The organism is Cellulomonas sp. P2_B4, assembly GCF_056404795.1.
Window position 1 is genome coordinate 235,152 of sequence record NZ_JBFUDI010000002.1, and the last position, 25,200, is coordinate 260,351.

Here is a 25,200-nt window from a genome sequence, read left to right on the forward strand (position 1 = left end):
TCATCGACCGGGCAGGCGCGTCTTGATCTCCTGGAGCAGCCAGCCGTTGCCGTCCGGATCGTTGAACGCGACGAACGAGCCGTAGTCGGCGTGACCGGGTGCGGCGCCGTCGACCCGTCCCGCGGTACCGGCGTGATGGAAGATGCCGGTCTCGTCGTGGAACGGCTCGCTCACCTCGACGCCCCGCCCGACCAGGTCGGCGCGCGCAGCGTCGATGTCGTAGACAGAGAGCTGCAGGCCCTCGAACGAGCCGGGCGCCGCCGCCGTCAGGCCCGTGCCGAAGATGATGGAGCACGCCGACCCCGGCGGCGTCAGCTGCACCACCCGGTAGCCCTCGTCGACCGCGAGGTCGGCGTCGAGCCGCCAGCCCAGCGACTCGTAGAAGACCTTGGCGCGGTCGACGTCGGAAACCGGGATGACCACCACCTCGAGCCTCACCTGCCCCGGCTCCACCGGCGGGCTCGCGGCGGAGCTCGCACTGTTCATGTCGGTGCTGGTCATCCCCTGCTCCTTCGCGTAGCTGTCTCCGCGAGAGAAACCCCCACGGCGACGTGGTCCGGTGCTCGTGTCACAACATGCTCTCGGCAACAGGCGTCGTCAAGGGTTCACCGCCCCCTGTCGCCGGCGTCGGCGAGGGTGCATTGTGACGGGATGCCGTGGTTCCCGGAGTTCGTCTCCGCCGCCGAGCTGGCCCGCAAGCAGGCGCGCGAGCAGGTGCATGCCGACCCGGTCGCGCAGTACCTGAGGGCTCTGGACACGGGCGACTCCCGCGACCTGGAGTACGTGTGGCCCGGCCACGTGGTGGTCCACGACCCGCGCGTCGGCGAGGTGCACGGCCACTCGCAGCTCCGGCAGTTCGTCAAGCGCAACACGGCCTGGCTGGCCGGCCACCACGCCCGCGTCGAGACCGTCGCCTCCACCACCGATGGGCGACGCGCCGTAGTGGAGCTGCTGGCCCGCGTCGACGACGACGAGGGGAACGCCACGGACTGGCCCGTCGCCGTCGTCGCCGAGTCTCCGGACGACCGGTCGATCGTCTTCCGCACCTACTGCAGCCAGTGGCCGGTCGACGGCCGGCGGCACGTCCGGCCACCCGTCCTGCCGGCGAGCCACCACGCCCTCGACGGCGTCGTCGGGCGCTTCCAGACGGCGCTGGCAGGCGCCGACCTCGACGCCGTCATGACGGTGTTCGCCGACGACGCGTACCTGCGCGAGTCCTTCGGTCCGCACGCGGCGCACCGCGGGAGCGAGCAGCTGCGTGCCTACTTCACGACGAGCTTCAGCGCGGGGGGCGGCATCGAGCTGCAGCCTTGCACCGTGACCGACGACGGTGCTCGGTCCGCGGTCGAGTACAACTGCGTCCGCTGGGGCGACGGGGAGTTCCCGCCCCAGGCAGGCGTGGCCGTCTACGAGCGGGATGCGGACGACCGGCTGACGGCGGTGCGCATCTATGACGACGTCGAGCCTCCGGTCGAGCGGTTCTCGCGTGCGGCTCAGCCGAGCTGACCTGGACTCGTACCGTGGCCAGGGCCTTCCCGACCTCCTCGGGAGCCCGACGCGGCTGCTCTTCGTCGGCATCAACCCCCGGGCTGCGGGCCGTCGCGGTCCAGGCGCACTTCGGCGGAGGCGGGCTGCGGGGACTCTCGTTCAAGGACAACGTGTTCGGCCGCAACACCAGGGTCGCCGACTGCGCGATCATCGCGCCGGGCACCACGGCCCCGCTGCTCGCGCTGACCAACAACGTGTACACCGACGGTGTGACGGTCACCGTCCACCGCGGCTGACGCACGCAGAACCGCACGGGCTTCACCGGCACCCGCATCGGTGCCCTGCCCCTCAGCAGACACACCTCACGTGACGGCACGGGCGTTCAACGCACGATCGACAGCACCTCGCAGGCCGCGGCCGCCAGAGCCGGGTCGCCGGCGACGGCGGCCCTCGCCAGCGCCTCGGCCGGTTCGATGCCGCGCACGCACAAGCGCCACGCGGACTCCGGATCGAGCTCTACCGATGCTGCGGGCACGCCCTGGTACGGGACAGCCAGCGACCAGCCCGTCGTAGCGCGAGTCACGGTCCACGCCCAGGGGCCGACCCGGACCTGGACCTGCGTCCCGACGTCGGCCGGGGTCGAGCTCAGGGTGTGGGGCAACGCCCGCATGAATGTGTCGAGCACGAACGCCAGCCTGTGTGCGTCCGGGTCGGTGCCCTGCCCGACCGCGTGGCGGATCTGCTGGCGGTGCGTCCAGAGCTCGGTGTACTCACGAGCCGCGTCCAGCCACATCGGCGCAGGATCGATCCCTGCCCAGGAGACACCGATCGACGGCCTGTCGAGATCGGCAGTCTCGAAGAACTCGACCGCCTGACCACCGATGAGCTCGAGCGTGTCGATCAGCACACCTGGGCTGACCCGGGCGAACGCGGTCACCCACTGCTGGTTCATGCGGTCGATGTACCGCGGCAGGGGCTCGTCGGCAGCTGGCGCGGGGCCGTCGCGATACCCGTCGCGACCTCCGCTCAGCCGCCCGTAGCAGTCGCCGAGCAGGTGTGCGGTGACGTCGTGCACGGTCCACCCAGGAACAGCTGGTCGCTGCCAGTCCTGCGGACCCAGGGCGCGCAGGGTCCGCAGCAGCTCGGCGAGCTCGGGGGCGAAGTGTGGCCGTGCGTCGAGCCGCGGGCCAAGGTGCGCACCATCCATGGAGACCGACTATCGCAGGCCCGCGCCAGCCCTTTTGGCGCGGGCACGGGCACGGGAGCCACCGCACAGCAGGAGCGCGGACAGCTGACCGGGTCAGGGCGCAGGGCGGCCCTCAGCCAGGTGGGCGAGTCGCTGGAGGGCCTCGGTGTTGCGACGAGTGAGCACCGCCGCGCGCAGCACCCGGGGCACCAGCAGGCCGGGTCCGCGCACGGCATCCTCGTCCATCCGCACCGAGCAGCCGTCCTTGTCGGGACGCACGTCGATGCGGACCCGCGCCTCTCCTGCCGGCCAGCCGCGGGCCTGCAGCTCGATGCCGCGGTCCGGACGCCACGCCCGCACGATCGTCTCGTCGTCGATCACCGCGGGCCACACACCGAACGAGTGGGCGATCACGGACCCGGGCGCCGGGAAGTCCGCGTCGACGGTGCGCAGCCGCGACGTCCCGACCACCCACGTGGCGTAGGTCCAGCCGTCGGCCAGCACGTCCAGGACGGCCTGCGACGAACAGCCCATCACCCTGGTGACCGTCGCCATCAGCTCGCCGGCTCCGCCGGGTCCAGGACGACCTTGATGCAGCCGTCCTCCTTGGCCTGGAACATCGCATAGGCCTCAGGAGCCTGCTCCAGCGGGAGCCGGTGCGTGCGCAGGTCGAGCACGCCGAGCGGGTCGTCGTCCCCCGAGACCAGGGGCAGGAGGTCGTCGACCCAGCGACGGACGTTCGCCTGCCCCATCCGCAGGGTCAGCTGGCGGTCGAAGAGGTCCATCATGGGCATGGGGTCCACCGCACCGCCGTAGACGCCGGAGATCGACACCGTGCCGCCGCGCCGCGCCAGCCGGATGGCCGTCTGCAAGGCGGCCAGGCGGTCGATCCCGGCCTTCTCGATCATCGGTCGCGCCAGGACGTCCGGCAGGAGGCCGGCGACCTTCTGGGCGCCCGTCGCTGCGGGCGACCCGTGCGCCTCCATCCCGACGGCGTCGATCGTGGCGTCGGCACCGCGCCCGTCCGTGAGGTCGCGCACGGCGGACTCGAGGTCGTCGACCTCCGTCACGTCGAGCACGTCGATGCCGTGCCGGCGGGCCATGGCCAGACGTTCCGGAACGAGGTCCAGGCCGATCACCCGCCCGGCTCCGCGGTGCGCAGCGATGCGCGCCGCCATCTGCCCGATCGGCCCCAGCCCCACGACGACGACCGAGCCGCCCGGCCGCACCTGCGCGTACTCGACCGCCTGCCACGCGGTCGGCAGGACGTCCGAGAGGTACAGGTAGCGCTCGTCGGGCGAGCCGTCGTCCGGAATGACCACGGGTCCGAACTGTGCCTGCGGGACCCGCAGGTACTGCGCCTGCCCGCCCGGGACCTGGCCGTACAGCTTGGTGTACCCGAAGAGGGCGGCACCCTTGTCCTGGTCGCGCACCTGCGTCGTCTCGCACTGCGAGGTGAGGCCGTGCGTGCACATCCAACAGGTCCCGCACGCGATCCCGAACGGCACGACGACCCGGTCGCCGGGCTTGAGCCGTGACGCCTGTGGCCCGACCTCCTCGACGACACCCATCGTCTCGTGCCCGAGGATGTCGCCCTTGTCGAGGTACATCCCCAGCACGCTGTACAGGTGCAGGTCCGATCCGCAGATCGCGGTCGACGTGACCCGCACGATCGCGTCGGTCGGCTCCTCGATACGGGGGTCGGGGACGGTCTCGACCCGGACGTCCTCGCGTCCTTGCCAGGTGAGTGCTCGCACGTCGGTCCTCCTGGTCGTCAGGCCGGCGACGTCTCTGCACCTGACAGGCATCGTGCGCTCCCCCGTCGGCCATCGCGACTCGAGCCGGGACCGCACGCCGCTCGGCGCCGTCGGAAGGTCCGGACAGGCGTACCTCAGGCGAGCGCGTCGATCCGGGCCATCTCCGAGGCTGTGAGCTCGAACCCGAGCACGTCGAGGTTGGCGGCGATCCGGTCCCGGTCGGTCGACTTGGGGATCACGACCACCTCGTGCTGCAGATGCCAGCGGATCACCACCTGAGCGGGCGTGACGTCGTGCGCAGTGGCCGTCTCGGCCAGGGCCGGGGCCCGCAGGTCGGAGCGCTTCAGCGGGCTGTAGCCCTCGACGACGATCCCCCGCTCGCGGTGCGCGGCGAGCAGCTCCGGGTAATGGTCCGCCGGGCTGTACGGGATCTGGTTCACGGCGGGCGTCTCGCCGGTCGCGTCGATCAGCTCGTCGATCTGCGCGATCGAGTAGTTCGAGACGCCGATCGAGCGGACCAGTCCCTCGTCCCGGGCTGCGCGGAACGCGTCCCACGTCCGCGGCGCCGCAGCACCGCCTGGCGGCCAGTGGATGAGCCAGAGGTCCAGGTGGTCGAGGTGGAGCGCGGCCAGCGACTCGATGAGCGTCCGCCGTTCGCGCCCGACGCGTTCGGGCGGGAGCTTGCTGGTGACGAAGACGTCGTCGCGCTCGATGCCGACCGTCGCGAGCGCGCGTCCCACCTCGGCCTCGTTGCGGTACATGGTGGCGGTGTCGATGTGGCGGTAGCCCAGCTGCAGAGCGGCGCTGACGGCCCGCTCGGCCGCGCCACCGCCCGCCTGCCAGGTACCGAGACCGACGACGGGGATCGCCCCGCCCGGCAGAGCGAGGGTGGGCACGTGGACGTGGATCATCGATCCAGGATGCGTGGCGTTCCACCGGCGCGCGAGCGAACCCGCGAAGGATCTGCGGCCGGTTGCGCCGGCCGGTCGGCCGGATACCGTGAAATCCCGGTCGAGCAGCGGGCCGGCACCGGGGCTCGGCGCAACGCGCGGGCCGCTGTGCGAGCTCACGACGGACGGCACCGGAGCGCATCGATGACCGCAGGACAGCAACGCGACGAGAACAGGCCACCCGAACCGCTGGTCGAGGAGCGCGGTGACGGCCCGTCGCCCACCATCGCCCAGGCCGGAGACGACGTGGCGGAGCTGGTGGTCGGTGACCGGCGCGCGCACGCCGACCCCGGTGACGACCGGCCGATCACCGACGAACCGGCTGACTCGCCGTGAGGGCGCCCGATCGGACCCGCAGCGGTGCACGGGAGCTGATCCTCGTCCGCCACGGTGAGAGCGTCGGCAACGTCGCGGCGACACGCGCTGAGCGGGCAGGGCACGAGGAGCTCGAGCTCGAGACCCGGGACGCGGACACCCCGCTGTCGTCGCTCGGCGAGCAGCAGGCAGCGGCGTTCGGGGCCTGGCTCGCCGAGCAGGCCGCGGACGCCGGCCCCGAGGTGGTCTGGTGCTCGCCGTACGTGCGGGCCGTGCAGACCGCGACGATCGCGCTGCGGGCTGCCGGCTCCGACCTGTCCCTGCGTCAGGACGAGCGCCTGCGCGATCGCGAGCTGGGCATCCTCGATCGACTCACGGCGACCGGTGTGGACGCCCGGTTCCCGGCGGAGAGCGCACGGCGACGGCAGCTCGGCAAGTTCTACTACCGGCCACCGGGCGGGGAGTCCTGGGCGGACCTCGTGCTCCGGGTTCGGGCGTTCCTGGGGGACCTGGCCCGGATCGAGGACGGGCGCCGTGTGCTCGTGGTGGCCCACGACGCGGTGATCATGTGCATCCGCTACGCATGCGAGGGCCTGTCCGAGCGAGAGGTGCTCGATCTCGCTCGCCACGCCCCGGTGCGCAACGCCGCCGTCACTCGCCTCGTCCGGGGAGCGGACGGCTGGGAGGCACGCGAGGAGAACGAGGACGAGCACCTGGTCCGGCAGGACACGCCCGTCACCCAGCACGCCGGAGACCGCGATGCCCTCCCGCACTGAGCCGCTCACGGTGGCGGTGCTGCGCGACTGGCCGCTGCCCGCGCCAGGTGGCTCCAAGTACTCCCGGGGGGAGGTCGTGGTCGTCGGCGGTGCTCGGTCCGCGCCCGGTGCGGCCCTGCTGGCGGGCAGGTCCGCACTCCGAGCGGGAGCCGGTCGACTGACGGTCGCCGTGGCACGGACGGTCGCCGTCCAGCTGGCGGTCGCACTCCCCGAGGCGGGCGTCCACGGTCTTCCCGAGACGGAGTCCGGCGCCCCGGACGGCACCGGGACGGAGATCCTCGACGAGGATCTCGCCGCGGCGGATGCCGTGCTCGTCGGGCCCGGGCTCGACGACGCCGACCGGACGGTCGACCTCTTGCGTGCGATCACCCCCAGGATCGGCAAGACGACTCCCGTGCTGGTGGACGCCTACGCCCTCGGCGTCCTGCCCCGGGTCACCGAGGTGGCCGAGTCCCTTGCCGGCCGCCTCGTGCTCACGCCCAACGAGACCGAGGCGGCGATCCTGCTCGGGGTCGACGACGTCACGGACGACGCTCCCCGACGTATCGCGGAGAAGTACGGCGCCGTCGTGTCCTGCCGTGGCACCGTCGCCGCAGCGGACGGGCGCTCGTGGCAGATGACGACGGGGTCGCCCGGGCTGGCCACCTCGGGCAGCGGGGACGTCCTCGCCGGCATCCTCGTCGGTCTGCTGGCCCGGGGTGCCGACGCCGAGCAGGCGGCATGCTGGGCCACGCACCTGCATGCCGCCGCCGGCGATCGGCTGGCCGTCCGCGTCGGCCGGGTCGGATACCTGGCCGGCGAGCTCGTCGACGAGGTCCCGGGTCTTCTGACCGAGCTGTCTGCCTAGGTCTCGTCAGCGAGGCCGGCGGGGTGACGACGCCGTCGCAGCTGCGCAGCCCTCGCAGACGCGATCGACGATGCCTAGGCTTGCGGGCGGGTCGAGAACGTGGCCGCCCGTCGCTCCCGAGGCCGTGACGATGACAGATTCCCCGACCCAGACCCCCACCGTCGAGGTGCCCGACCCCACGCAGGGGCGCGGTCCCCGCCGCGTGCTCGTCACGGGCGCGGACTCGGGCATCGGCAAGGCGATCGCGGTGACGCTCGCCGACGAGGCCGACCATGTCGCGATCACCTGGCACGGCGACGAGGACGGGGCGCGCCGGACCGCCGACGAGATCGCGGCGCACGGCGCCACCGCGCACGTGCTGCACCTCGATCTCACGGACCCGACGCGCGCGCCGACCGCGGTCGACGCCGCAGTCACCGCCATGGGGGGCCTCGACGCCGTCGTGCTCAACGCCGGCACGGGTACGGCTACACCGTTGCTCGACGTCACCTGGCAGCAGTGGCGCGACGTCGTGGCCGTCGACCTGGACGGCGCGTTCCTGTGCCTGCAGCGCAGCGCCCGGCACATGGTCGACCAGGGCACGGGTGGACGGATCGTCGCCATCACGAGCGTCCACGAGCACGCGCCGCGCGTCGGCAGTGCTCCCTACTGCGCGGCCAAGGGCGGGCTGGGCCTGCTCGTGAAGGTTGCCGCCCTCGAGCTCGCCGAGCACGGGATCACCGTGAACGCCGTCGCACCCGGCGAGATCGCGACGCCCATGACCGGCCAGGAGGACGAGTCGGTCCTGGAGGGCAAGGCACGCCCGGGCATCCCCCTCGGGCGTCCGGGTGACGCACGCGAGATCGCCGCGGTCGTGCGGCTCCTGTGCCGGCCCGACGGCGGCTACGTCACGGGCGCATCATGGGCCGTTGACGGCGGCATGCTCACGATGGGCCCGATGGCGGGCTCGCACCTGCGATCCGACGACTGGCGCCACGCCTGACGGCTGCGCCTCACGCCTGGATGAGGGGACCGTGCGCGTCCGGGTCAGCCGGGTCCTCCGTCGCCGGCGGCGAGTCGGCGGGCTCCCTGTCCGGCAGCCCGTCGAGCGCGTCGGGCAGTTCCGGGACGTCTGTCCGGTCGGGTGTGTTCTCGCTCATCATCGACCTCCTCATTCTTCGTGCACGGCTCCAGCGCTTACGGCTCGCACAGACCTCCGCCGTCCGGACCGACGGCCGAGCGTCGCCCCGGGCGGGGCTCGCTAGTGCGCTCGCAGCAGCGACCGAGCCTTCGTCGCCGACGACTCGACCACGTGGAGGCCGCGCGATCCGAGCGTCGGGCCCTCCTGATGACGCTCGACCCTGAGCGCGAGCCGCCGGGCGATGGTCGCGACGAGGGGAAGGAGGACGACGACGACGAGCAGCAGGCGTACCCGCCGAAGGAGCAGAAACCACATGGGTGCCTCCAGTGATCCGGTGAACCACCGACGCGCCCTGTTCGACGTCGACCTCCATCGTCGGTCGGCGAGCGCATGCTCGCACCCCGGCGCTGCCGGCATCAGTCCTCGCAGACGGCAGCGAGCGCGGTAGGGGCGCGCAGGTCCGGCTCGTCCGCACAGGACGTCCCTCGCCTCGTCGGCGGCGCTCTCGCAGTCCGCGCCGCGCGCCCCCACCGATCACTCTGCTATGCGGTGGCGTCCGCCGCCGCGGTGATCTCGGCTGCCTCGCTGCCGTGCTGGACCGTGATCCGGCGCGGCTTGGCTTCCTCCGCGACCGGGATGCTGAGCGTCAGGACACCGTCGGCGTACGTGGCGGAGATGTCGTCCAGAGCCAGGCCGCGGCCTACCGTCAGCTGCCTCGCGTAGGTTCCGACGGCGCGCTCCTTGGCCAGCCACTGCACGCCCTCGTCCGGCCTCGCCGTGCGCTGCGCCCTGATCGTCAGGGTCCGGTCCTCGACGTTCACGTCGATGGTCCCGGGGTCGGCGCCCGGCAGGTCCATGTGGAGGACGTAGTGGTCGCCGGCTCGGTACAGGTCCATCGGCATCGTCGCCGAGGATCGCTCGGCGGTGACCAGCTGGCCGAAGATCCGGTCGAGCTCCTGGAACGGGTCGAATCGCGTAGCCATGATCCTCACCTCCCTCTCGGTGGGCGTCGGACGGTCCGGCGCCCGGATGCTCTCCGGCCTCGGCCGGAGCGGCTACAGCAGAAGAATTAGCACTCGACCACCGCGAGTGCCAGCGGAGATCGGTCACTGTTCGCGCTCGGCGAACCTCCGCGCCCAGACCGACCTCGGCGCGCGCACGACGAGCACGGCGGCGAGCACGCTGCCCAGGACTCCTGCGGCCAGGTCCCCCATCGTGTCCTCGTATCCCACCTGGATCCGGCCGTCGAGATACGTGTGCCCGAACCACTCCCCCAGCTCCCAGAGGATGGCGAGCGCGGCGCCTGCGCCCACCACCAGCACGGACGTGCCGAGACTGCCGAACATCCCGGCCTCGGGGTCCCGACGCGCCACCAGCAGCCACGCCACGATCGCCAGGAGCCCGGTCGCCGCCGCGTGCACGACGACGTCCAGCCAGCTCACCGCCACGTACCAGTCGAGCTGAGCCGCCCAGGCGGCGAAGAGCAGGGTGCTGCAGCACGCGACGTCCAGCGCGTCCGGCGCGCCGAGCACCCGCGGCAGGATCGTCCCGCCGAGGACGAGGAGGAACAGAGCTGCGCCGACGAGGCCCCACTGCGTCGCCGCGACCAGCAGGCTCGATGCGGCGAGACCTCGCACGACGTCCCCGACGACTAGCCGAGAACGTCGGTCTGGGGCACGGGAGCGACCCATTCGCGTCCTTCGGCTCGGATGTGGCGTGCAGGATGGGCAGCTCTCGGACCCGCCGGCACGTCGGCAGGGCACAGGCGGCGTCACCTCCTCGTGCGGGCAGCTCCGAGACGCGAACAACCACTGGTCCGGCGGCTCGACGGACCGTCCGGGACCCTGCCAGGGTCGGGAACCGGGCTGCTCATGGCGTCCTCCGCGCAGGAGCAGGTGACATGGCACCGACGAGAGGTCGACGGTCGACGCGGCCCCGCCGTCGGCTCCAGCGCCTCCAGGGTGCCTCGTCGGGCCAGTGCGTCAGGACGGATCGCACGCCCCTGCGCCAGCGCAGCACGAGACCTCGGGCCGATCGTAGGGGTCGCGCCGAGATGCCGACGCGCAACGACCGGTCGTACCGGACGACGCTCAGGTCACCGAGGTGGTAGCTCAGGTCGATGTCGTCGTGGAGGTGCGCTCCGTTGTGGACCTCGTCGCGCACGGTGAGCCAGAGCGAGCGTCGGAACGCGACGTTCGAGCCGAACAGGGCCGGGTGCCCGAGCGTCACCCGCATGATGGCGAAGTACGCGCGCATGTAGAAGACGTCGCCGACGCACCGTGCCAGCCAGGGAGCGCCGTAGAACGTGCCTGGCCCCGTCACGGCGCCCCGCTCGTCGCTCTCGACGAACGAGAGGGCGATCCGGTCGATCCAGTCCACCGGCAGGAGGCTGTCGGCGTCGCATCGGGCGACGACCTCGCCGCGGGCGGCGTCGTACCCGGTCGACGCCGCGTACCCGATCCCCGTCCGGCGCTCGGCGATGACCGTCGCGCCGTGCGCACGAGCCACCAGGACTGTGTGGTCGGAGCTCCCGTTGTCCACCACGATCACCTCGTGCGGCATCATCCGCTGCGCCGCGAGCGTCTCCAGGCATCGCTCGAGCATCTCCGCGTCGTCGAGTGCTGGGATGACGACGGAGACCGTCACGGGCTGCTGAACACCGTCACCGGACACCAAGGGTTCCCGTCTGTGGCAGGAGCACCGGGCTCTCGATGCACGGCCGATCGTCGGATGGATGGCGCGACTCGGCAATCCGAGCGGGCACATCGGTCCAGACTCACGCTCGCTCGATGCTGACCGGCCGCAGCCGGTGGCGCGCGATCACACGGGGAAGTACCTACGCTCGTGCCAGGTCAAGGAGCGGCTGTCGAGACCGGCGGGCTTGCCACGCCGGAGAACGAGAGGCCGGCCCATGCCCCAGCGACATCCAGGTCCGAGCGCCGGGAACGGTTGCGGGCCGTCGATGACCACGCTCGACCTCGTCCACACCCCGCGGTCCCGTTGAGCACGACCATGCGGCCGGCGGCGCCGGCAGGCGTCGGCCCGGTGGGCGTTCGCATCGGGCCCGGCCCGGCCCGCCCCCTCTCGGGACTCCCCGGCAGCGTCGACGAGGCCTTGCGGGACGTCCCGGACTGGCCCGACGACCTGCTGCCCGGGCACGGCGACACGATGCGACTGTGGGAGCTGCTGGCGTCGCTCGCAGCCTCGGACCTGGCCGTGGCCCGCGCGGTCGAGCCGCACCTCGACGCGCGAGCGATCCTGGACCAGGCCCAGCCCGCCGAGATCACCAGCGGTCCGCTGGGGACGTGGGGCGTGTTCGCCGCCCAGACGCCCACCCAGCGGTTGCGCGCGACGCGAGCACCGGGCGAGCCGTGGCGGCTCCATGGGGTCAAGCCCTGGTGCTCGCTCGCGGACCGACTGGACGGCGCGCTCGTCACCGCGCAGCTGCCCGGCGAGGCCGACGACCACGGCTTGTTCGTCGTGGACCTGCGCGACCCGGGTCTCACCGTCATGAGCGACGCGTGGGTGTCGCGTGGACTGCGCGAGATCCCGAGCACCGCCGTCCAGTTCTCCGACGTGCGTGCGGAGTTCGTCCGCGACAGCGACTGGTACGTGCGACGACCGGGCTTCTGGTGGGGTGGGATCGGCGTCGCCGCATGCTGGTACGGAGGCGCGGTCGGCATCGCCCGACGAGTCCTGAACGAGGTGCGCCGACGGCCCGACGACCGCCTGCTCGCCATGCACGTCGGCCAGATCGACGAACGGCTCGCGGCGGCGCGCTACGCCCTCGCCCACGCCGCACGCGCCGTCGATGCCTCCGGGCGCGCGACCGACGGCGGACGCGCGATGGCTTCCGACAGCGAACGGGAGGCCGGTCGGCTGCTGGCCCGCCGCGTGCGCGCGGTCGTCGCGCGGGCCTGCGAGGACGTCCTGCAGAGCTCGGCTCACGCCCTGGGCCCGGCACCGCTGACGCAGGAGGAGGACCACGCCAAGCGCGTGGTGGACCTGCAGGTCTACGTCCGACAGCACCACGCCGAGCGCGACGACGCGTCACTGGGCGTGGCGTTGGCAGCGTCGTCGGACGAGCCATGGTGACGTTCGACGGACGCGCGCCCGGCACGTCGGCGGACGACTGGTCGACGGACTGCCGGCTCGCGGACCTCGACCCGATCACCCTGCCCGGACGTGGCCGCGTGGTCGTCGTGGCGGCACACCCGGACGACGAGACGTTGGGCGCGGGTGGCCTGATCGCCGAGCTCGCCGCGGCCGGGCGTCCCCCGCAGATCGTCGTCGCGACCGACGGGAGCGCCTCTCACCCGGGTTCGGCGACCCTGCCGCCGGACAGGCTCGCCGCGCTCCGGGCAGACGAGGTCCGGCGGGCCGTCGCACTCCTGTCACCCGACTCGCCGGTGACGCTTCTCGGCCATCGGGACGGCAGCGTCCTGGAGGAGCGTGAGCCCATCGCCGCCGAGCTGGCCGAGATCTGCGGCGCCTCGGTCGCGACCCTGGTGGCGCCGTGGCGGGGCGATGGCCACCGGGACCACCGGGTGCTGGGTGAGATCTGCGCCGAGCTCGCCGCCCAGACCGGCGCACTGCTGCTCGAGTACCCGATCTGGCTCTGGCACTGGGCGACGCCGGCGGACCCGGACGTGCCGTGGTCGCACATGCGGGCGCTGCCGCTGTCCGACCGCTCGATCGTGCTGAAGAACCGGGCGGTCCGCGCGCACATCACGCAGGTCCGCGCGGCGTCGCCGGCAGCTGCGGACGAGGCCCCGCTGCACCCCGAGTTCCTTCGCGCGTTCGACCGGGACGTCGAGGTCTTCGTCACCGCCGGGGAGCCGTCGAACGATCTGCCCTCGGCGTTCTTCGACGCGAGCTACGCCCGCCGCGGCGACCCGTGGTACCTGGCGACGCGGTGGTACGAGCGCCGAAAGCGGGCAGCAACGCTCGCCGCGATCCCCGACGACGAGCTCGGGAGCGTCCTCGAGATCGGTTGCTCGATCGGCACGCTCACCGTCGAGCTCGCTCGGCGCTGCGACCGGCTGGTGGCGACAGACGTCTCGTCGGCAGCGTTGGCACAGGCGAAGGAACGACTCGGCCACCTGTCGAACGTCGACCTCGTCCAGCACGACATGGCGGAGGGTGTCCCGGGTGGTCCCTACGACCTGATCGTCCTCTCAGAGGTCGGGTACTACCTGACCGCGCCACATCTGCGGCGACTGGCGTCCGAGCTGACGGGCGCGCTCACCGAGACGGGCACCCTGGTGGCGTGCCACTGGCGACACCCCGTGGCGGAGTACCCGCTGGGCGGCGACGCGGTGCACCACGTCCTGCGCCGCTCGATCGATGCGCGACGGCTCCTGGTGCACGTCGAGGACGACTTCGTCCTCGAGGCGTGGAGCCGCGATCCGCGCTCGGTCGCGAGCCGGGCGGGGCTGGCGTGACGGCGCCGATCGAGCACGTGGTCGTCGTCGTGCCTGCGCGCAACGAGGAGGTCCTCATCGCCCGCTGCCTGCAGTCGGTGACCCAGGCGGCTGCGGCGACCGTCGGTCCCAGCGTGCACGTCGTCGTCGTGCTCGACGACTGCGACGACGCGACCGAGGCGATCGCCGTCCGGTTCCCCGTGGACGTGCAGACGATCGCCTCGCGGTCGGTCGGTGCCGCCCGGGCGTTCGGGGTGTCCCACGGGCTGTCGGCTGCGCGCTCGGACCTGGCCCGCACGTGGATCGCCAGCACGGACGCCGACTCGCAGGTGCCCACCCACTGGTTGACCCGGCAGCTCGCGCACGCCGACCTGGGCGCCGACGTGGTCGTCGGCACGGTGCGCCCTGATCCTCGCGACCTGGACGAGCAGCAGCTCGCGAGGTGGGCCGCGACACGCATCCCCGGTCGGCCGAACGGTCACGTGCACGGGGCGAACCTGGGCGTCCGGGCGGACGCCTACCTCCGCGCAGGGGGGTTCGACCACGAGCCGGAGCACGAGGACGTCCACCTCGTGCAGCGGATCGCGTCGACCGGGTCCGCGGTCCTCGTCGCCTGCGACGACGGGGACGTGCTCACGTCCGGCCGCACGACGGGTCGCACGCCGGGCGGCTACGCCCGGTACCTGCGCTCGGCCCTGTCGGGCTGACCTCTCCCGACCGGCGGACGCGGTAGTCCGTCTATACGCTCGGACGGCAGCAAGCTCGAGCAGCAGGGCTGGCACGCCGAGCAAGGGGTGAACGATGAGCATCAACGACGACGACATCACGACCGAGCAGCCGTCCGAGGGCGAAGGACCTGCCGACGGCGGGGCGAACCTCACAGGTCACGACGGTGGAGCGGACGGCTCGGCGGGCGAGGGCCCGGCGGACGGCGGCGCCAACCCGAGCGGGCACGACGGCGGAGCCGACGGCTCGGCGGGCGAGGGTCCCGCGGACGGCGGGGCCAACGCCGAGGGCCACGACGGCGGCGCCGACGGCTCGGCGTAGTGGTCGGGCTCACGACCGGCCCAGGCTCGGTCCTGGGCCGGTGTCTCGGCATCCCCACCGAGCAGTTCGCGCGCGAGTTCTGGGCGCAGGCGCCGCTGCTCTCGCGCGCTGACACGCTCGGGGACGGCGGCTTCAAGGACCTCTTCTCGGTCGACGCGGTGGACGAGCTCGTCGCCCGCCGAGGGGTCCGGACGCCGTTCGTGCGGCTCGCTCACGAAGGCACGGTCCTGCCTCCGGGCCGGTTCACCGCGCCCGGCGGCTACGGTGCCGAGGTCGGCGACCAGCTCTCGTCCGACAAGGTCCTGACCGAGTTCGGCGCGGGAGCGACCATCGTGCTCCAGGGCCTGCACCGCCTGTGGCCGCCCCTGATCGACTTCACACGACGGCTCGTCGCGGAGATCGGCCATCCGGCCCAGGTCAACGCCTACGTCACGCCGCCCTCCTCGCAGGGCTTCGACCCGCACTACGACACGCACGACGTGTTCGTCCTGCAGATCGCCGGGGAGAAGCACTGGACCATCCACGCGCCCGTCCACCCTGACCCGCTCGCGGACCAGCCGTGGACCGAGCACCGCGACGAGGTCGTACTCGCCGCGCAGGGCGCTCCGGTGATCGACGAGGTCCTGCGGCCGGGCGACGCCCTCTACCTGCCGCGCGGATGGATCCACTCGGCGAAGGCGCTGGGCGATACCTCCGTGCACCTGACGGTCGGCATGTCGGCCTATACCCGAGCCGACATCGTCGATGCACTGGTCAGCACGATCGGGGACAGCGCCGGCCTGCGGTCCTCGCTGCCGCTCGGCGTGGACGTCAGCGACCCCGAGCAGCTGCGCCCGCTCGTCGACGAGGTCGCCGACCTGCTCGTCGACGCGCTCACCGGCAGCGCCGACGACTCTCCAGCCCTCGTCGCCGACCGGCTGGGCGCGCGATTCCGACGCGACACCCGGCCGGAGCCTGTCGGGCCCGTCGGCACGCTGTCCCGGGCTGCATCGATGACTGCGACGACACGAGTCCGGCTCCGCGAGGCGCTCGATCCGGAGCTGCGCACGGTCGGCGGCCGAGTCAGGCTCGCAGCCCGAGGCAAGGTGGTGACGCTGCCCGCGGAGGCGGAGCCCGCGCTACGTCGGATCCTGACGGGCGAACCGGTCGCGGTGGGTGCGCTCCCTGGGCTCGACCCGGCCAGCGGCGTGGTCGTCGGCCGACGCCTGCTGCGCGAGGGGTACGTGGTGACCGCGGAGTGAGCGACTGGGCACCGTGCAGCGACCGTGCCCGCGAACGCGTCGATCCGCTCGCCGGCACGGCGTCCCGGGGGGACACGTGGTTCCTGGTCGAGAGCCCGGCCGGCTGGGGAGCCCACGCGTTCCTGGACCCGCCGTACGACGTGCGCCTCGGCCGCGAGCTCGTTCGACGGGTGGAAGACGCCGGCGTCCGTCCGCTCGCGATCCGTCGGGTCGACCGGCGACGGGCCCCCTCCACCGTGCGCTGGGCCTGGGTCGACTCCCGGCCCGGGACGGAGACCGTCGTCTGGGGCGAGGTCGACCACCCCGGCGAGCTCCTCGAGGTGCCTCTCGACGGCTCGAGCGGGAGGTCGTCCGACGAGCCCGTCTTCGCGGTGTGCACGCACGGTCGCCATGACCAGTGCTGCGCCGTCCGGGGCAGGCCCGTCGCGCTGCGGCTCGCCGAGCGCTACCCCGAGCAGACCTGGGAGTGCTCCCACCTCGGCGGCGACCGGTTCGCGGGCACCATGGTCGTGCTGCCGCACGGGCTGTACTACGGGCGGGTGGACGACGCAGACGCCGTGGACGTCGCCGACGCCTACCTGGACGCACGGGTCGTGCCGGCTCTGCTGCGCGGCCGCAGCTGCTTCTCGCACGCCGTCCAGTCGGCCCAGGACGCCGCTCGGCGACTGCTGGGAGACCTGCGCATCGGCGCGTTCCCCCCGGTGCTGGAGGAGCGTCGCGAGGACGGTTGGTACGTCGAGCTGGCGACCGCGGAGGGCCTCGTCGCCGTGACGTTGGCGCAGGTCACGTCAGATCCGCTCCTCTCGACGTGCCGTGCCACCCGCGCGGTCTCGGTGCCCGGCCTCGTCGCCGTCGACGTCCGTGTCCGACGACCGTGACCGGCGTAGCGTTCAGAGTGCAGACACGCGGGACGGGCGTGCTCCGAGAGCCGCCCCGGTGGGACGCAAGGAGATGCGCTGAGATGAACGAGGCCGAGCAGGTCACCGCCTACAGGGAGCTCCAGGACGTCCTGCTGACGACCACGACGGTGGAGGACTTCCTCGACGGCGTCGCCGAAGCGGCTGCGCGCCACGTGGGCGCCGCGACCTCCGCGACCATCACCCTGCGCCGCAACGGCCGCCCGACGCTCGTCGCCGCGAGCGACCCCATGGCAGCGGTGTGCGACGAGGTCGAGTACTCCGCCGATGACGGCCCGTGCCTGACCTCCATCGACATCGGAGAGATCGTGCATGTCCCCGACATCGCCGCAGAGACCCGCTGGCCAGCCTGGAGGGCCGCGGCCGAGGGCACCTTCAGGTCGGCTGCTGCCCTCCCCCGGCAGGTACGCGACGGAGCCCACATCGCACTGAACCTCTACGCCGTCGAGGCGAACGCGTGGGACGAGGCCGCGATCCGCGTGGCCGACATGTACGCCGATGAGATCGCCCGCGCCGTCTCCCTGTGCCTGAAGAGCGCGGAGCAGGTCGAGATGAACGCCGACCTTCGCGCCGCGCTCGCCTCGCGCGCCGTGATCGACCAGGCCCTCGGTGTCGTGATGGCAGAGAACCGCTGCTCAACCGATGAGGCGATGGCCATCCTGCGCGCGGCGTCGCAGCATCGCAAGGTCAAGCTGCGCGAGGTCGCGGCGACGATCGTCGAGGCCGTGACCGGCAGGGCACCGCAGCTCACGGACACCTTCCGCCAGCGCAGCTGAGCCCGGGGACCAGCCTCTCGCGCGCCAGGAGCGACCTTCCGGTGGCGAGACGCCGGCATCAGGCTTAGCGTCCGAGGACCGGACGGGAACTCTCCGTCCGTCGACCGTCGCCCGGGACAGGACATGTCGCCGGACATGGGTAGGTGTGCCGGCTCTCGCGCACACCGTGATGCACCACCGAGCGCGTAGCGCGCTCCCACCCCCATGCGGACGGTCGCTCCTCGCGACCAGGCCCGGCGCCCGGTCGTCCCTCGACGTCCGGTCCTCGGGCCCCGCTCGACACGAGACGAGGCCACCATGACGGACCAGTACGCAAGCCCCTATCCCGGCACGACCGGCGCAAGGCACGACTCGCCGACCACCACCGCCGAGGCAGTGCGGGACGAAGGGGCCTCCCTCAAGGACTCGGCGGTCGAGGCAGGACATCAGCTCCTCGACGACGCCAAGAGCGAGGCCGGTGCGGTGACCGACGAGGCGAAGCGCCAGATCGGTGACCTGTGGGGACAGGCACGGGCCGAGTTCGCCGACCAGACGGGCGCGCAGCAGAGCCGGATCGCCTCGGGCCTGTCGTCCGTCGGCGACCAGCTGAACCAGATGGCGACGTCCGCGGCCGGTCCCGGCGTGGGCGCCGAGGTGGTGCGGGAGCTCGGCGACCGCATCGGCCGCGCCGGGCGCTGGCTCGAGAGCCGGGGACCCGACGAGGTCCTCGACGAGATCGTCGCCTTCGCGCGACGCCGCCCCGGCACGTTCCTGATCGCGTCTGCTGCGGCCGGCGTGGTTCTCGGACGCCTCACCCGGGGGCTCCGCGACGCGTCGCCTGCGGCGCCGGAGGCTGCACGCACGGGCGGGACGCACCGCCTCGACGGTGACCCGGTCGAGGAGCGTCCGCGCTTCAGCGACGACCTCGCCACACCCGTGCCGAGCACGGTGGGTTGGGACCAGACATGACCGACCCGCTGGATGCGCCGCCCCGTCAGTCCGTCGGCGACCTCCTGGGCGATGTGACCCGAGACCTGTCGACGCTGCTCCGCCAGGAGGTCGAGCTCGCCAAGGCCGAGGTCCGACAGTCCGCGAAGCAGGCCGCCAAGGGCGGGTCGATGTTCGCCGGCGCCGCCGTCGCCGCTCACATGGTGCTGCTGTTCCTCTCGGTCGCCCTCTGGTGGGGACTCGGCGAGTCCCTCGGCTGGGGCTGGTCGGCCCTCGTCGTCGCCGGCGTCTGGGCGGTCGTGGGCGCCGTTCTTGCCGTGCGCGGTCGTGCCGAGACGCGCCGCGTCCGCGGTCTGCAGCAGACCGCCTCGTCCGTCAAGAAGATCCCCCACGCACTGCAAGGTCACGAGGAGAAGAACCGATGAGCACCGACCCGGACCAGATTCGCCAGGACATCGAGCGCACGCGTGCCGAGCTCAGCTCGGACGTCGACGCGCTCACCGACAAGGTCAGCCCCACCCAGGCCGCGCAGCGGCAGGCCGAACGGCTGCGGGGTGCCGCCGCCGGGGTGAAGGACCGGCTCATGGGAGGTGTCTCCGACGGGACGGACGCCGCGGGCTCCGCCGCGAAGGGCCTCGGCGAGGCCGCCTCCGGTCTGCCCGGTGCGGCCAAGGAGCGGACGCGAGGGAACCCGCTCGCTGCAGGCTTGATCGCCTTCGGAGCGGGTTGGCTGGTGTCGTCGCTGCTTCCCAGCACCCGTCAGGAGCAGCGTCTTGCGCAGTCCGCGAAGGAGCAGGCTGCGCCGCTGGTCGAGGAGGCGAAGGATGCCGCTCAGGATCTCGCGGAGAACCTGCGGCAGCCGGCGCAGGACGCCGCGGCCGCGGTGAAGGATCGCGCGAGCGAGGCGGGCAGCACGCTCGCCGACGAGGGCCGGTCCGCCGCCTCGGGCCTGCGGTCGGACGCGTCCGAGGCGGCGGACTCGGTGCGCGGCGTGCACACCCAGACGGGGAACGGCCCGGCCGTATGACCACGCACGACACCGCGAGCACCCGCAGCACCGAGAAGGAGCGCGCGCCCGCTCCTGAGGACCCACGCAAGCCCGACTCGCCCGACGACATCACGCGCCCGTCGTGGACCTACGTGGTCCGCAAGACGCTGCGCGAGTTCGCCAAGGACGAGTGCACGGACCTGGCGGCGGCGCTCACGTACTACGCCGTCCTGGCGATCGCCCCCGCGCTGCTGGCCCTCGTCTCGATCCTGGGCCTGCTCGGTGACCCGCAGAAGATGGTCGACGACGTCCTCGAGATCGTGGGCGACCTGGGATCGGCGTCCGCGGTCGAGAGCCTCGAGCCGATCCTCGATCAGCTGACCAAGGCACCGGCGGCGGGATTCGCGCTCGTCCTGGGGCTCGTCGTGGCCCTGTGGTCCGCGTCCGGGTACGTCGCGGCGTTCAGCCGGGGCATGAACCGCGTCTACGAGATCGACGAGGGGCGGCCGATCTGGAAGCTGCGTCCCGTCCTGCTGCTGGTCACGCTGGTCCTCGTCGTCATCGCGGTGGTCGTCGTCGCCGCGCTCGTGCTCTCGGGCGACGTCGCACGGTCGGTCGGCTCGACCGTCGGCCTCAGCGACGCGACGGTGACCGTCTGGAACATCGTGAAGTGGCCGGTCGTCCTCGTGCTCGTCGTGGCCGCCGTCGCGATCCTGTTCCACTTCACGCCGAACGTGCGCCAGCCGAAGTTCCGCTGGACCAGCATCGGCGCCGTCGTCGCGATCGTCGTGTGGGTCCTGGCGTCGGTCGGGTTCGGCCTCTACGTGTCGAACTTCTCCAGCTACGACAAGACCTACGGGTCGCTGGCCGGCGTGATCGTGCTGCTGCTGTGGCTGTGGATCACGAACCTGGCGCTGCTGTTCGGGGCCGAGCTCGACGCCGAGGTCGAGCGCGGGCGCGAGCTTCAGGGCGGGATCGCCGCCGAGAAGACCATCCAGCTCCCGCCGCGAGACACGACGGCGAGCGAGAAGAAGCAGGCCAAGCAGGACGACGACGAGCGACGGGGTCGCGCCTTGCGACAGTCGCGCGGCAAGGACGACGACACCGACCAGCGATAGACCCCCGATCGAAGGAGATCCGATGTACCTGCACGTGCAGCGCCTGATCAACGACATCGAGGCCGACGAGCCGGACCCGGCCGCCGCCAATGCCCTGCAGGAGGGGCTCGGCGGTCAGTTCGGCGAGATGCGCACGATGATGCAGTACCTCTTCCAGAGCATCAACTTCCGAGGACCGAAGGCCAAGCCGTACCGCGACCTGCTCCAAGGCATCGGCACCGAGGAGATCAGCCACGTCGAGCTCATCGGCACCACCATCGCGCGACTGCTCGACGGCTCCCCCGCCTACAACGGCAAGAAGTCCGACCCGCTCGACAAGCCGGGTGCAGGGGGTGCCACGCCGCTGGAGTCCGCGCTCGACCAGGGCAACATCCACCACTACCTCGTCGCCTCGCAGGGAGCACTCCCCGTGGACGCCGCCGGCAACCCCTGGAGCGGCTCCTACGTCTACAACTCCGGCAACCTCGTGCTCGACCTGCTCTACAACCTGATGCTCGAGTCCACCGGTCGTCTGCAGAAGTGCCGGATCTACGAGATGACCGCCAACAAGACGGCGCGGTCGACGATCGCCTACCTCATCGTGCGCGACCAGGCGCACGAGAACGCCTACGCGCGCGCCCTCGAGACGCTGGGCGTCGACTGGGCCAAGGTGCTGCCCATCCCCAAGACCAACGCGGAGCGGTTCCCCGAGGTCAAGAAGCTGGTCGACCTCGGGCTCCAGAGCAAGCAGTACAGCTTCGACCTGACCGCGGCCTCGGAGGCCGGGAAGATCTTCCAGGGCATGTCGCCGTCGAAGGACGGCACCCAGCTGGACGCGACCGAGCAGGCACCCGCAGGCGTCCCTTCGACGATCGCCGAGGAGCGCTACGAGGAGTTCTCCCCGGGGCTGGACACCGATCTCCTGGCTCTCATCCAGGCCACCGCCGACCTGGAGATGGCCGAGGTCCAGCCGCTCTACGGGCCAATCACCACCGACAAGGCGAAAGGAAAGGCGTCATGACGGACCCTGATCTCACGGACCGGTCGGTCCTCGCTCTCGTGACCAACTACGGCGTCGAGCAGGACGAGCTCGTCGTGCCCGTCGACCGGCTCCGCGCACAAGGAGCGACCGTCGTCGTCGCCGCCGTGTCGAACGATCCGGTCCAGACGCTCGTCGGTGACAAGGATCCGGGACGGACCGTCGACGCCGACGCCGCGCTGTCCGACGTCTCGCCCGACGACTTCGACCTGCTCCTGCTCCCGGGCGGCACCCTGAACGCCGACTCCCTGCGGCTCGAGACCGCGGCCGTCGACATCGTCCGCTCGTTCGCGACTGCCGGGAAGCCGATCGCCGCCATCTGCCACGGACCGTGGTCGCTCGTCGAGGCCGACGTGGTCCGCGGCAAGACGCTGACGTCGTACGCCTCGCTGCAGACCGACCTGCGCAACGCCGGCGCCACCTGGGTCGACGAACCGGTCGCCGTGGACGACGACCGTGGTTACCGGCTCATCACCTCGAGGAACCCCGACGACCTCCACCGCTTCGTGCCCGCGGTCGCCGACGCGCTCGTCGCCCGAGCCCGCGCGGCATCCTGACAAGGAAGGAAAGGCCCATGACGACAGACGACCCGACGCTGCGCCCGGCCGTTGACGAGCCCGCCCTGCCGGAGTCCAAGCCCGAACAGGGAGAACCCGAGCAGGGCGACAACCAGGACGTGCCCGTGGAGAAGATCTACCCCGACGACCCGACGGGCGCCGATCCTGCTCGACCTGCCGACGCGGACTGACACCCGGCGGCGCAGGCGCCGATCTCCTCGGCGCCTGCGCCCGCTGAGCGGGATGCACCCCGGCTCGTCCCGGTGCCACGAAGGACGTGCAGCGCTGTCAGCGCTCGTCGGCCGCCGCGACCAGCGCGGAGAGCACCGGGCTGTCGATGTCGTCGGCCAGCAGGGCGGCCAGCTCGGCGTCCCCGCGGACGCGCAATGCGGCCTGGTGGAGCATCGCTCGCACGGTCAGCTCCCGCATGCCGGTGCGCGACGACCGGTCGAGCATCGCGTCGGCCCACGACGCGGTCAGCGGATGTCCGTGACGTCGTCCGATCTCGCACAGCGCGTCGAGGATGTGGACGTCGAGCCAGACGTACGGGTCGGCCAGTCGGTTGGTGCGCGCCCGCGCGTCCAGGAGCACCTCGAACGCCTGGTCCACCTCACCCTGAGCCTCCCCCAGCAGGGCCAGCCCGCGGGCCGAGATCCCCTCCCAGCAGGGGTCACCGATCTGGCACGCCCGGGCGAACGACTGGTGGAGCGCGCGCTCGGCGGCGTCGAGGTCGCCGAGCGACAGCCAGGTCTGGCCCAGCAGCGCCTGCGGCCACGGCAGGAACGAGAGCCAGTGGTCGCGTTCGGCGAGGTCGCTCGCGGACGCAAGGATCTCGGTGGCTCCGGCCAGGTCCCCCCGGAGCAGGCTGACCCGGCCCAGCATCGACAGAGCGAAGGCCTCTCGCCGGGGCTCGTCGACCTCGCGCGAGGCGTGAACTGCGCCCTGCAGCAGGGCGACGGCGCGTGGATACTCCGCGCGGTCGCTGGCCACGCACCCGAGGTAGGTCAGCGCCTTGGCCCGGACGGACGGCGACGTCGCCTCCTCGGCGAGCACCTGGGACAGCGATCGTTCAGCTCGGTCGTACCGTGCGCGCAGGAAGTCGACGTACCCCACCTCGGCCTGCACCCGGGTCGTGGCCTCGCGGTCACCGTTCGCGACGGCGATGCGCTCGGCCTCGGTCAGGATCGTCAGACCCGCCTCGTCGAGGCCGCCCAACGTATGGATGAGAGCCTCGGCGAGCACCAGGCGGGTCGAGATCCGCGCGCTGTCGACGCCGCTGCGGTCGGCGAGTCCGACCGCGTTCTCGAACGAGGACACGCCGGCGGCCAGAGCACCCGCGGAGACGGCCGCGACCCCGGCCTCGGTCACCGCCTGGATCGAGACGGCCCCCGCACCGCCTGCCGGCCTGGGTCCCTCCCGCATCGCGAGCAGCACCGGAGCGCCGGGAGGCGCGCCGAGCTCCTGCTCCGCGACCGCCGCCCAGGCGTCGAACTGGCGCCGGGCGGCCTCGTCGTCGCCTGCCAGACGGTAGAGCCTGATCAGCAGGGCCTGGTGGTTCTCGTCCAGAGGACTCAGCACGGCCGCCCGGACGGCCAGGTCGCGCGCGCGGTCGAGATCCCCACGGGCGAGATGCCCGAGCGCCGCCTCGTGCAGAATCGACTCCGTGGCGGCCGTGAGCCGACGGCGCTCGGAGAGCAACCACGACTCGAAGGCATCGGCATGCTGGATCACCAGGCCGTCGAGCAGGTCCTGGCCGAGACCCGGGAGCTCGACCGCCGCGCTCCAGTGACCGCGGACCAGCACGTCCACGTCCACGGTGGTACCGACGGGCAGGGAGATCGTGACGGGGTCGCCGTCGAGGACGACACCGTGGCCGAGCGCGCGTCGGATCTCCGCCAGGCACCACCGCAGGGCCCCGAGGGGGTCGTCCGCCTCGGCGAAGAGCAGCGAGGCCAGCTGGGTGCGTGTGGGCGGCCTCTCGCCGAGCAGCAGGAAGGCCAGGAGCGCCCAGCTCTTGCGGCTGCGCAACCGGTACCCGGGTGCGCCGTCGACGTCGGTGCGGGGCCGGCCGAGCAGCTGGACGACCAGCCTCGACGGCGGGGTCCGCGCCGGCTCCTGCGGGCTCGCGCTCACGTCGAGCAGCCTTGCACAACACCCGGGGACGCGGCCGGTCGGTGACGTCGGAGGCGTCCCATCACGCCGGGACGGCAGAACGCTCGAGGCCGCCCGTCTCGCCCTCGAGGAGGTCGAGCAACCAGGCGTGCTCGCGCGGACCGAGCGACTCCAGCAGATGGGTGTGCGCCAGGCCGAACGCGCGCAGCCGAGAGATCTCCGTACCGTCCGGGTCCGTCAGTGCCGCTGCGACACCCGGCGCGGACTGGGCCGCCACCTCGGCCATGGCCTCGAACAGGCGGCGTTCAACAGACGTGCCCTTCTCGGCGATGCGGTGCGCGGCCTGGTCGAGTACCTGCGCCAGCTCGACCGTCCCTGAGCGGAACGGCTCCGCCGATCGCCGGAGGCCGGTGCCCGGCGGCTGCGCGGAACGGCCGTGCGCGACGGCGGCGCGGCGCTCTCCCGCCGCGAGCCTGGTGTGCTCGACCGCCCGCCGCGACGAGGTTCGCGCGTGAGACGTCGACCCTGCGGGCAACGTGCCCTTCGGATCCATGGTGCTGCACCTTCTGTCTGGAGGTCCGTACGCCCGATCTGGGCGCGGCAAGGATGTGGGTGTGCGGCACGGGTCGGGCAGCGA

Annotated in this window: 32 protein-coding genes; 20 read left to right on the plus strand and 12 right to left on the minus strand. The window is 72.4% G+C overall.

Annotation, left to right across the window (positions count from 1 at the left end):
- A complete protein-coding gene (locus AC1DZC_RS03705) occupies window positions 1-501 on the minus strand; it encodes a VOC family protein (protein WP_477042284.1) in 501 nt (166 codons plus the stop codon).
- 150 nt (window positions 502-651) lie between these two features.
- Between AC1DZC_RS03705 and AC1DZC_RS03710 the strand changes: the two genes are divergently transcribed.
- Window positions 652-1,506 (plus strand): nuclear transport factor 2 family protein, encoded by an 855-nt coding sequence (locus tag AC1DZC_RS03710; protein WP_477042285.1) that lies wholly within the window; start codon window positions 652-654, stop codon window positions 1,504-1,506.
- 14 nt (window positions 1,507-1,520) lie between these two features.
- Window positions 1,521-1,784: a hypothetical protein gene (locus AC1DZC_RS03715; RefSeq protein ID WP_477042286.1), complete on the plus strand. Its 264-nt coding sequence runs from the start codon at window positions 1,521-1,523 to the stop codon at window positions 1,782-1,784.
- Window positions 1,785-1,870: 86 nt separating this feature from the next.
- Here AC1DZC_RS03715 and AC1DZC_RS03720 read toward each other — a convergent pair whose 3' ends face one another.
- From AC1DZC_RS03720 to AC1DZC_RS03735, 4 genes are all read right to left on the minus strand, one after another.
- A complete protein-coding gene (locus tag AC1DZC_RS03720; protein WP_477042287.1) occupies window positions 1,871-2,695 on the minus strand; it encodes a maleylpyruvate isomerase family mycothiol-dependent enzyme in 825 nt (274 codons plus the stop codon).
- A 93-nt stretch (window positions 2,696-2,788) separates the two neighbouring features.
- Window positions 2,789-3,229 carry an SRPBCC family protein gene (locus tag AC1DZC_RS03725; RefSeq protein ID WP_477042288.1) on the minus strand — a complete coding sequence of 147 codons (441 nt, stop codon included), beginning with the start codon at window positions 3,227-3,229 and terminating at the stop codon, window positions 2,789-2,791.
- The gene (locus AC1DZC_RS03730; RefSeq protein ID WP_477042289.1) at window positions 3,229-4,431 is read right to left on the minus strand and encodes a zinc-dependent alcohol dehydrogenase; all 1,203 of its coding nucleotides are present in this window, start codon (window positions 4,429-4,431) and stop codon (window positions 3,229-3,231) included. The genes AC1DZC_RS03725 and AC1DZC_RS03730 overlap by 1 nt, the downstream gene beginning before the upstream one ends.
- Before the next feature lie 134 nt (window positions 4,432-4,565).
- Window positions 4,566-5,342, minus strand: coding sequence for an aldo/keto reductase (locus AC1DZC_RS03735; RefSeq protein ID WP_477042290.1), 777 nt, complete (start codon window positions 5,340-5,342; stop codon window positions 4,566-4,568).
- Between the two features lie 183 nt (window positions 5,343-5,525).
- Here AC1DZC_RS03735 and AC1DZC_RS03740 point away from each other — a divergent pair, with 183 nt between their 5' ends.
- The 4 genes from AC1DZC_RS03740 (at window position 5,526) to AC1DZC_RS03755 (ending at window position 8,301) form a co-directional block, all read left to right on the plus strand.
- Window positions 5,526-5,717, plus strand: coding sequence for a hypothetical protein (locus AC1DZC_RS03740; protein WP_477042291.1), 192 nt, complete (start codon window positions 5,526-5,528; stop codon window positions 5,715-5,717).
- Window positions 5,714-6,472: a histidine phosphatase family protein gene (locus AC1DZC_RS03745; protein WP_477042292.1), complete on the plus strand. Its 759-nt coding sequence runs from the start codon at window positions 5,714-5,716 to the stop codon at window positions 6,470-6,472. Before AC1DZC_RS03740 ends, AC1DZC_RS03745 begins: the two co-directional genes overlap by 4 nt.
- Window positions 6,456-7,319: an NAD(P)H-hydrate dehydratase gene (locus AC1DZC_RS03750; RefSeq protein WP_477042293.1), complete on the plus strand. Its 864-nt coding sequence runs from the start codon at window positions 6,456-6,458 to the stop codon at window positions 7,317-7,319. Before AC1DZC_RS03745 ends, AC1DZC_RS03750 begins: the two co-directional genes overlap by 17 nt.
- A gap of 130 nt (window positions 7,320-7,449) precedes the next feature.
- Entirely contained in the window at window positions 7,450-8,301 is an 852-nt protein-coding gene (locus tag AC1DZC_RS03755) for an SDR family oxidoreductase (RefSeq protein ID WP_477042294.1), read from the plus strand.
- A gap of 10 nt (window positions 8,302-8,311) precedes the next feature.
- Here the strand turns inward: AC1DZC_RS03755 and AC1DZC_RS03760 are convergent, their stop codons facing one another.
- The 5 genes from AC1DZC_RS03760 to AC1DZC_RS03780 all read right to left on the minus strand — a co-directional run bounded on the left by AC1DZC_RS03760 (window position 8,312) and on the right by AC1DZC_RS03780 (window position 11,085).
- On the minus strand, window positions 8,312-8,458 hold the full coding sequence (locus AC1DZC_RS03760) for a hypothetical protein (protein WP_477039052.1): 147 nt from the start codon (window positions 8,456-8,458) through the stop codon (window positions 8,312-8,314).
- Between the two features lie 101 nt (window positions 8,459-8,559).
- Window positions 8,560-8,754 (minus strand): hypothetical protein, encoded by a 195-nt coding sequence (locus AC1DZC_RS03765; protein ID WP_477039053.1) that lies wholly within the window; start codon window positions 8,752-8,754, stop codon window positions 8,560-8,562.
- Between the two features lie 227 nt (window positions 8,755-8,981).
- Window positions 8,982-9,422 (minus strand): Hsp20/alpha crystallin family protein, encoded by a 441-nt coding sequence (locus AC1DZC_RS03770; RefSeq protein ID WP_477039054.1) that lies wholly within the window; start codon window positions 9,420-9,422, stop codon window positions 8,982-8,984.
- Window positions 9,423-9,545: 123 nt separating this feature from the next.
- Window positions 9,546-10,076, minus strand: a complete 531-nt coding sequence (locus tag AC1DZC_RS03775; RefSeq protein ID WP_477042295.1) for a DUF2238 domain-containing protein — start codon at window positions 10,074-10,076, stop codon at window positions 9,546-9,548.
- A gap of 232 nt (window positions 10,077-10,308) precedes the next feature.
- Window positions 10,309-11,085, minus strand: coding sequence for a glycosyltransferase family 2 protein (locus AC1DZC_RS03780; protein WP_477042296.1), 777 nt, complete (start codon window positions 11,083-11,085; stop codon window positions 10,309-10,311).
- 399 nt (window positions 11,086-11,484) lie between these two features.
- On the opposite strand from AC1DZC_RS03780, the gene AC1DZC_RS03785 reads away from it, so the two are divergent.
- The 14 genes from AC1DZC_RS03785 (at window position 11,485) to AC1DZC_RS03850 (ending at window position 22,642) form a co-directional block, all read left to right on the plus strand.
- Window positions 11,485-12,534, plus strand: coding sequence for an acyl-CoA dehydrogenase family protein (locus AC1DZC_RS03785; protein ID WP_477042297.1), 1,050 nt, complete (start codon window positions 11,485-11,487; stop codon window positions 12,532-12,534).
- Entirely contained in the window at window positions 12,528-13,883 is a 1,356-nt protein-coding gene (locus AC1DZC_RS03790) for a PIG-L family deacetylase (protein ID WP_477042298.1), read from the plus strand. Before AC1DZC_RS03785 ends, AC1DZC_RS03790 begins: the two co-directional genes overlap by 7 nt.
- Window positions 13,880-14,569, plus strand: a complete 690-nt coding sequence (locus AC1DZC_RS03795) for a glycosyltransferase family 2 protein (protein WP_477042299.1) — start codon at window positions 13,880-13,882, stop codon at window positions 14,567-14,569. Before AC1DZC_RS03790 ends, AC1DZC_RS03795 begins: the two co-directional genes overlap by 4 nt.
- Window positions 14,570-14,663: 94 nt before the next feature.
- Window positions 14,664-14,909, plus strand: a complete 246-nt coding sequence (locus tag AC1DZC_RS03800) for a BatC protein (RefSeq protein ID WP_477042300.1) — start codon at window positions 14,664-14,666, stop codon at window positions 14,907-14,909.
- Window positions 14,909-16,150, plus strand: a complete 1,242-nt coding sequence (locus tag AC1DZC_RS03805; RefSeq protein ID WP_477042301.1) for a cupin domain-containing protein — start codon at window positions 14,909-14,911, stop codon at window positions 16,148-16,150. The genes AC1DZC_RS03800 and AC1DZC_RS03805 overlap by 1 nt, the downstream gene beginning before the upstream one ends.
- Window positions 16,147-17,028: a sucrase ferredoxin gene (locus AC1DZC_RS03810; RefSeq protein WP_477042302.1), complete on the plus strand. Its 882-nt coding sequence runs from the start codon at window positions 16,147-16,149 to the stop codon at window positions 17,026-17,028. Before AC1DZC_RS03805 ends, AC1DZC_RS03810 begins: the two co-directional genes overlap by 4 nt.
- A 149-nt stretch (window positions 17,029-17,177) precedes the next feature.
- Window positions 17,178-17,843 (plus strand): GAF and ANTAR domain-containing protein, encoded by a 666-nt coding sequence (locus AC1DZC_RS03815; RefSeq protein ID WP_477042303.1) that lies wholly within the window; start codon window positions 17,178-17,180, stop codon window positions 17,841-17,843.
- A gap of 297 nt (window positions 17,844-18,140) precedes the next feature.
- Window positions 18,141-18,791 (plus strand): hypothetical protein, encoded by a 651-nt coding sequence (locus AC1DZC_RS03820; protein WP_477042304.1) that lies wholly within the window; start codon window positions 18,141-18,143, stop codon window positions 18,789-18,791.
- A complete protein-coding gene (locus tag AC1DZC_RS03825) occupies window positions 18,788-19,195 on the plus strand; it encodes a phage holin family protein (protein WP_477039065.1) in 408 nt (135 codons plus the stop codon). Before AC1DZC_RS03820 ends, AC1DZC_RS03825 begins: the two co-directional genes overlap by 4 nt.
- Window positions 19,192-19,797, plus strand: a complete 606-nt coding sequence (locus AC1DZC_RS03830) for a DUF3618 domain-containing protein (protein ID WP_477042305.1) — start codon at window positions 19,192-19,194, stop codon at window positions 19,795-19,797. The genes AC1DZC_RS03825 and AC1DZC_RS03830 overlap by 4 nt, the downstream gene beginning before the upstream one ends.
- A complete protein-coding gene (locus AC1DZC_RS03835) occupies window positions 19,794-20,876 on the plus strand; it encodes a YihY/virulence factor BrkB family protein (protein ID WP_477042306.1) in 1,083 nt (360 codons plus the stop codon). The genes AC1DZC_RS03830 and AC1DZC_RS03835 overlap by 4 nt, the downstream gene beginning before the upstream one ends.
- A 22-nt stretch (window positions 20,877-20,898) precedes the next feature.
- Complete coding sequence (locus AC1DZC_RS03840) at window positions 20,899-21,876, plus strand: manganese catalase family protein (protein ID WP_477042307.1); 978 nt, start codon at window positions 20,899-20,901, stop codon at window positions 21,874-21,876.
- Entirely contained in the window at window positions 21,873-22,451 is a 579-nt protein-coding gene (locus AC1DZC_RS03845) for a type 1 glutamine amidotransferase domain-containing protein (RefSeq protein ID WP_477042308.1), read from the plus strand. The genes AC1DZC_RS03840 and AC1DZC_RS03845 overlap by 4 nt, the downstream gene beginning before the upstream one ends.
- A gap of 17 nt (window positions 22,452-22,468) precedes the next feature.
- The gene (locus tag AC1DZC_RS03850) at window positions 22,469-22,642 is read left to right on the plus strand and encodes a hypothetical protein (protein ID WP_477042309.1); all 174 of its coding nucleotides are present in this window, start codon (window positions 22,469-22,471) and stop codon (window positions 22,640-22,642) included.
- 97 nt (window positions 22,643-22,739) lie between these two features.
- Here AC1DZC_RS03850 and AC1DZC_RS03855 read toward each other — a convergent pair whose 3' ends face one another.
- Together AC1DZC_RS03855 and AC1DZC_RS03860 are read right to left on the minus strand one after the other, a co-directional pair.
- Entirely contained in the window at window positions 22,740-24,584 is a 1,845-nt protein-coding gene (locus tag AC1DZC_RS03855; RefSeq protein ID WP_477042310.1) for a BTAD domain-containing putative transcriptional regulator, read from the minus strand.
- 61 nt (window positions 24,585-24,645) lie between these two features.
- A complete protein-coding gene (locus tag AC1DZC_RS03860; protein ID WP_477042311.1) occupies window positions 24,646-25,116 on the minus strand; it encodes a hypothetical protein in 471 nt (156 codons plus the stop codon).
- Window positions 25,117-25,200 lie beyond the last annotated feature (84 nt).

What these genes read in the sequence shown, in the direction of transcription:
- AC1DZC_RS03820 (WP_477042304.1), top strand. Translation starts at nt 18,141, where the DNA reads ATGACGGACCAGTACGCAAGCCCCTATCCCGGCACGACCGGCGCAAGG.
- AC1DZC_RS03710 (WP_477042285.1), top strand. Translation starts at nt 652, where the DNA reads ATGCCGTGGTTCCCGGAGTTCGTCTCCGCCGCCGAGCTGGCCCGCAAG.
- AC1DZC_RS03860 (WP_477042311.1), bottom strand. Translation starts at nt 25,116, where the DNA reads ATGGATCCGAAGGGCACGTTGCCCGCAGGGTCGACGTCTCACGCGCGA.
- AC1DZC_RS03790 (WP_477042298.1), top strand. Translation starts at nt 12,528, where the DNA reads ATGGTGACGTTCGACGGACGCGCGCCCGGCACGTCGGCGGACGACTGG.
- AC1DZC_RS03830 (WP_477042305.1), top strand. Translation starts at nt 19,192, where the DNA reads ATGAGCACCGACCCGGACCAGATTCGCCAGGACATCGAGCGCACGCGT.
- AC1DZC_RS03825 (WP_477039065.1), top strand. Translation starts at nt 18,788, where the DNA reads ATGACCGACCCGCTGGATGCGCCGCCCCGTCAGTCCGTCGGCGACCTC.
- AC1DZC_RS03765 (WP_477039053.1), bottom strand. Translation starts at nt 8,754, where the DNA reads ATGTGGTTTCTGCTCCTTCGGCGGGTACGCCTGCTGCTCGTCGTCGTC.
- AC1DZC_RS03800 (WP_477042300.1), top strand. Translation starts at nt 14,664, where the DNA reads ATGAGCATCAACGACGACGACATCACGACCGAGCAGCCGTCCGAGGGC.
- AC1DZC_RS03835 (WP_477042306.1), top strand. Translation starts at nt 19,794, where the DNA reads ATGACCACGCACGACACCGCGAGCACCCGCAGCACCGAGAAGGAGCGC.
- AC1DZC_RS03735 (WP_477042290.1), bottom strand. Translation starts at nt 5,342, where the DNA reads ATGATCCACGTCCACGTGCCCACCCTCGCTCTGCCGGGCGGGGCGATC.
- AC1DZC_RS03720 (WP_477042287.1), bottom strand. Translation starts at nt 2,695, where the DNA reads ATGGATGGTGCGCACCTTGGCCCGCGGCTCGACGCACGGCCACACTTC.
- AC1DZC_RS03755 (WP_477042294.1), top strand. Translation starts at nt 7,450, where the DNA reads ATGACAGATTCCCCGACCCAGACCCCCACCGTCGAGGTGCCCGACCCC.
- AC1DZC_RS03770 (WP_477039054.1), bottom strand. Translation starts at nt 9,422, where the DNA reads ATGGCTACGCGATTCGACCCGTTCCAGGAGCTCGACCGGATCTTCGGC.
- AC1DZC_RS03705 (WP_477042284.1), bottom strand. Translation starts at nt 501, where the DNA reads ATGACCAGCACCGACATGAACAGTGCGAGCTCCGCCGCGAGCCCGCCG.
- AC1DZC_RS03850 (WP_477042309.1), top strand. Translation starts at nt 22,469, where the DNA reads ATGACGACAGACGACCCGACGCTGCGCCCGGCCGTTGACGAGCCCGCC.
- AC1DZC_RS03845 (WP_477042308.1), top strand. Translation starts at nt 21,873, where the DNA reads ATGACGGACCCTGATCTCACGGACCGGTCGGTCCTCGCTCTCGTGACC.
- AC1DZC_RS03760 (WP_477039052.1), bottom strand. Translation starts at nt 8,458, where the DNA reads ATGAGCGAGAACACACCCGACCGGACAGACGTCCCGGAACTGCCCGAC.
- AC1DZC_RS03840 (WP_477042307.1), top strand. Translation starts at nt 20,899, where the DNA reads ATGTACCTGCACGTGCAGCGCCTGATCAACGACATCGAGGCCGACGAG.
- AC1DZC_RS03725 (WP_477042288.1), bottom strand. Translation starts at nt 3,229, where the DNA reads ATGGCGACGGTCACCAGGGTGATGGGCTGTTCGTCGCAGGCCGTCCTG.
- AC1DZC_RS03750 (WP_477042293.1), top strand. Translation starts at nt 6,456, where the DNA reads ATGCCCTCCCGCACTGAGCCGCTCACGGTGGCGGTGCTGCGCGACTGG.
- AC1DZC_RS03740 (WP_477042291.1), top strand. Translation starts at nt 5,526, where the DNA reads ATGACCGCAGGACAGCAACGCGACGAGAACAGGCCACCCGAACCGCTG.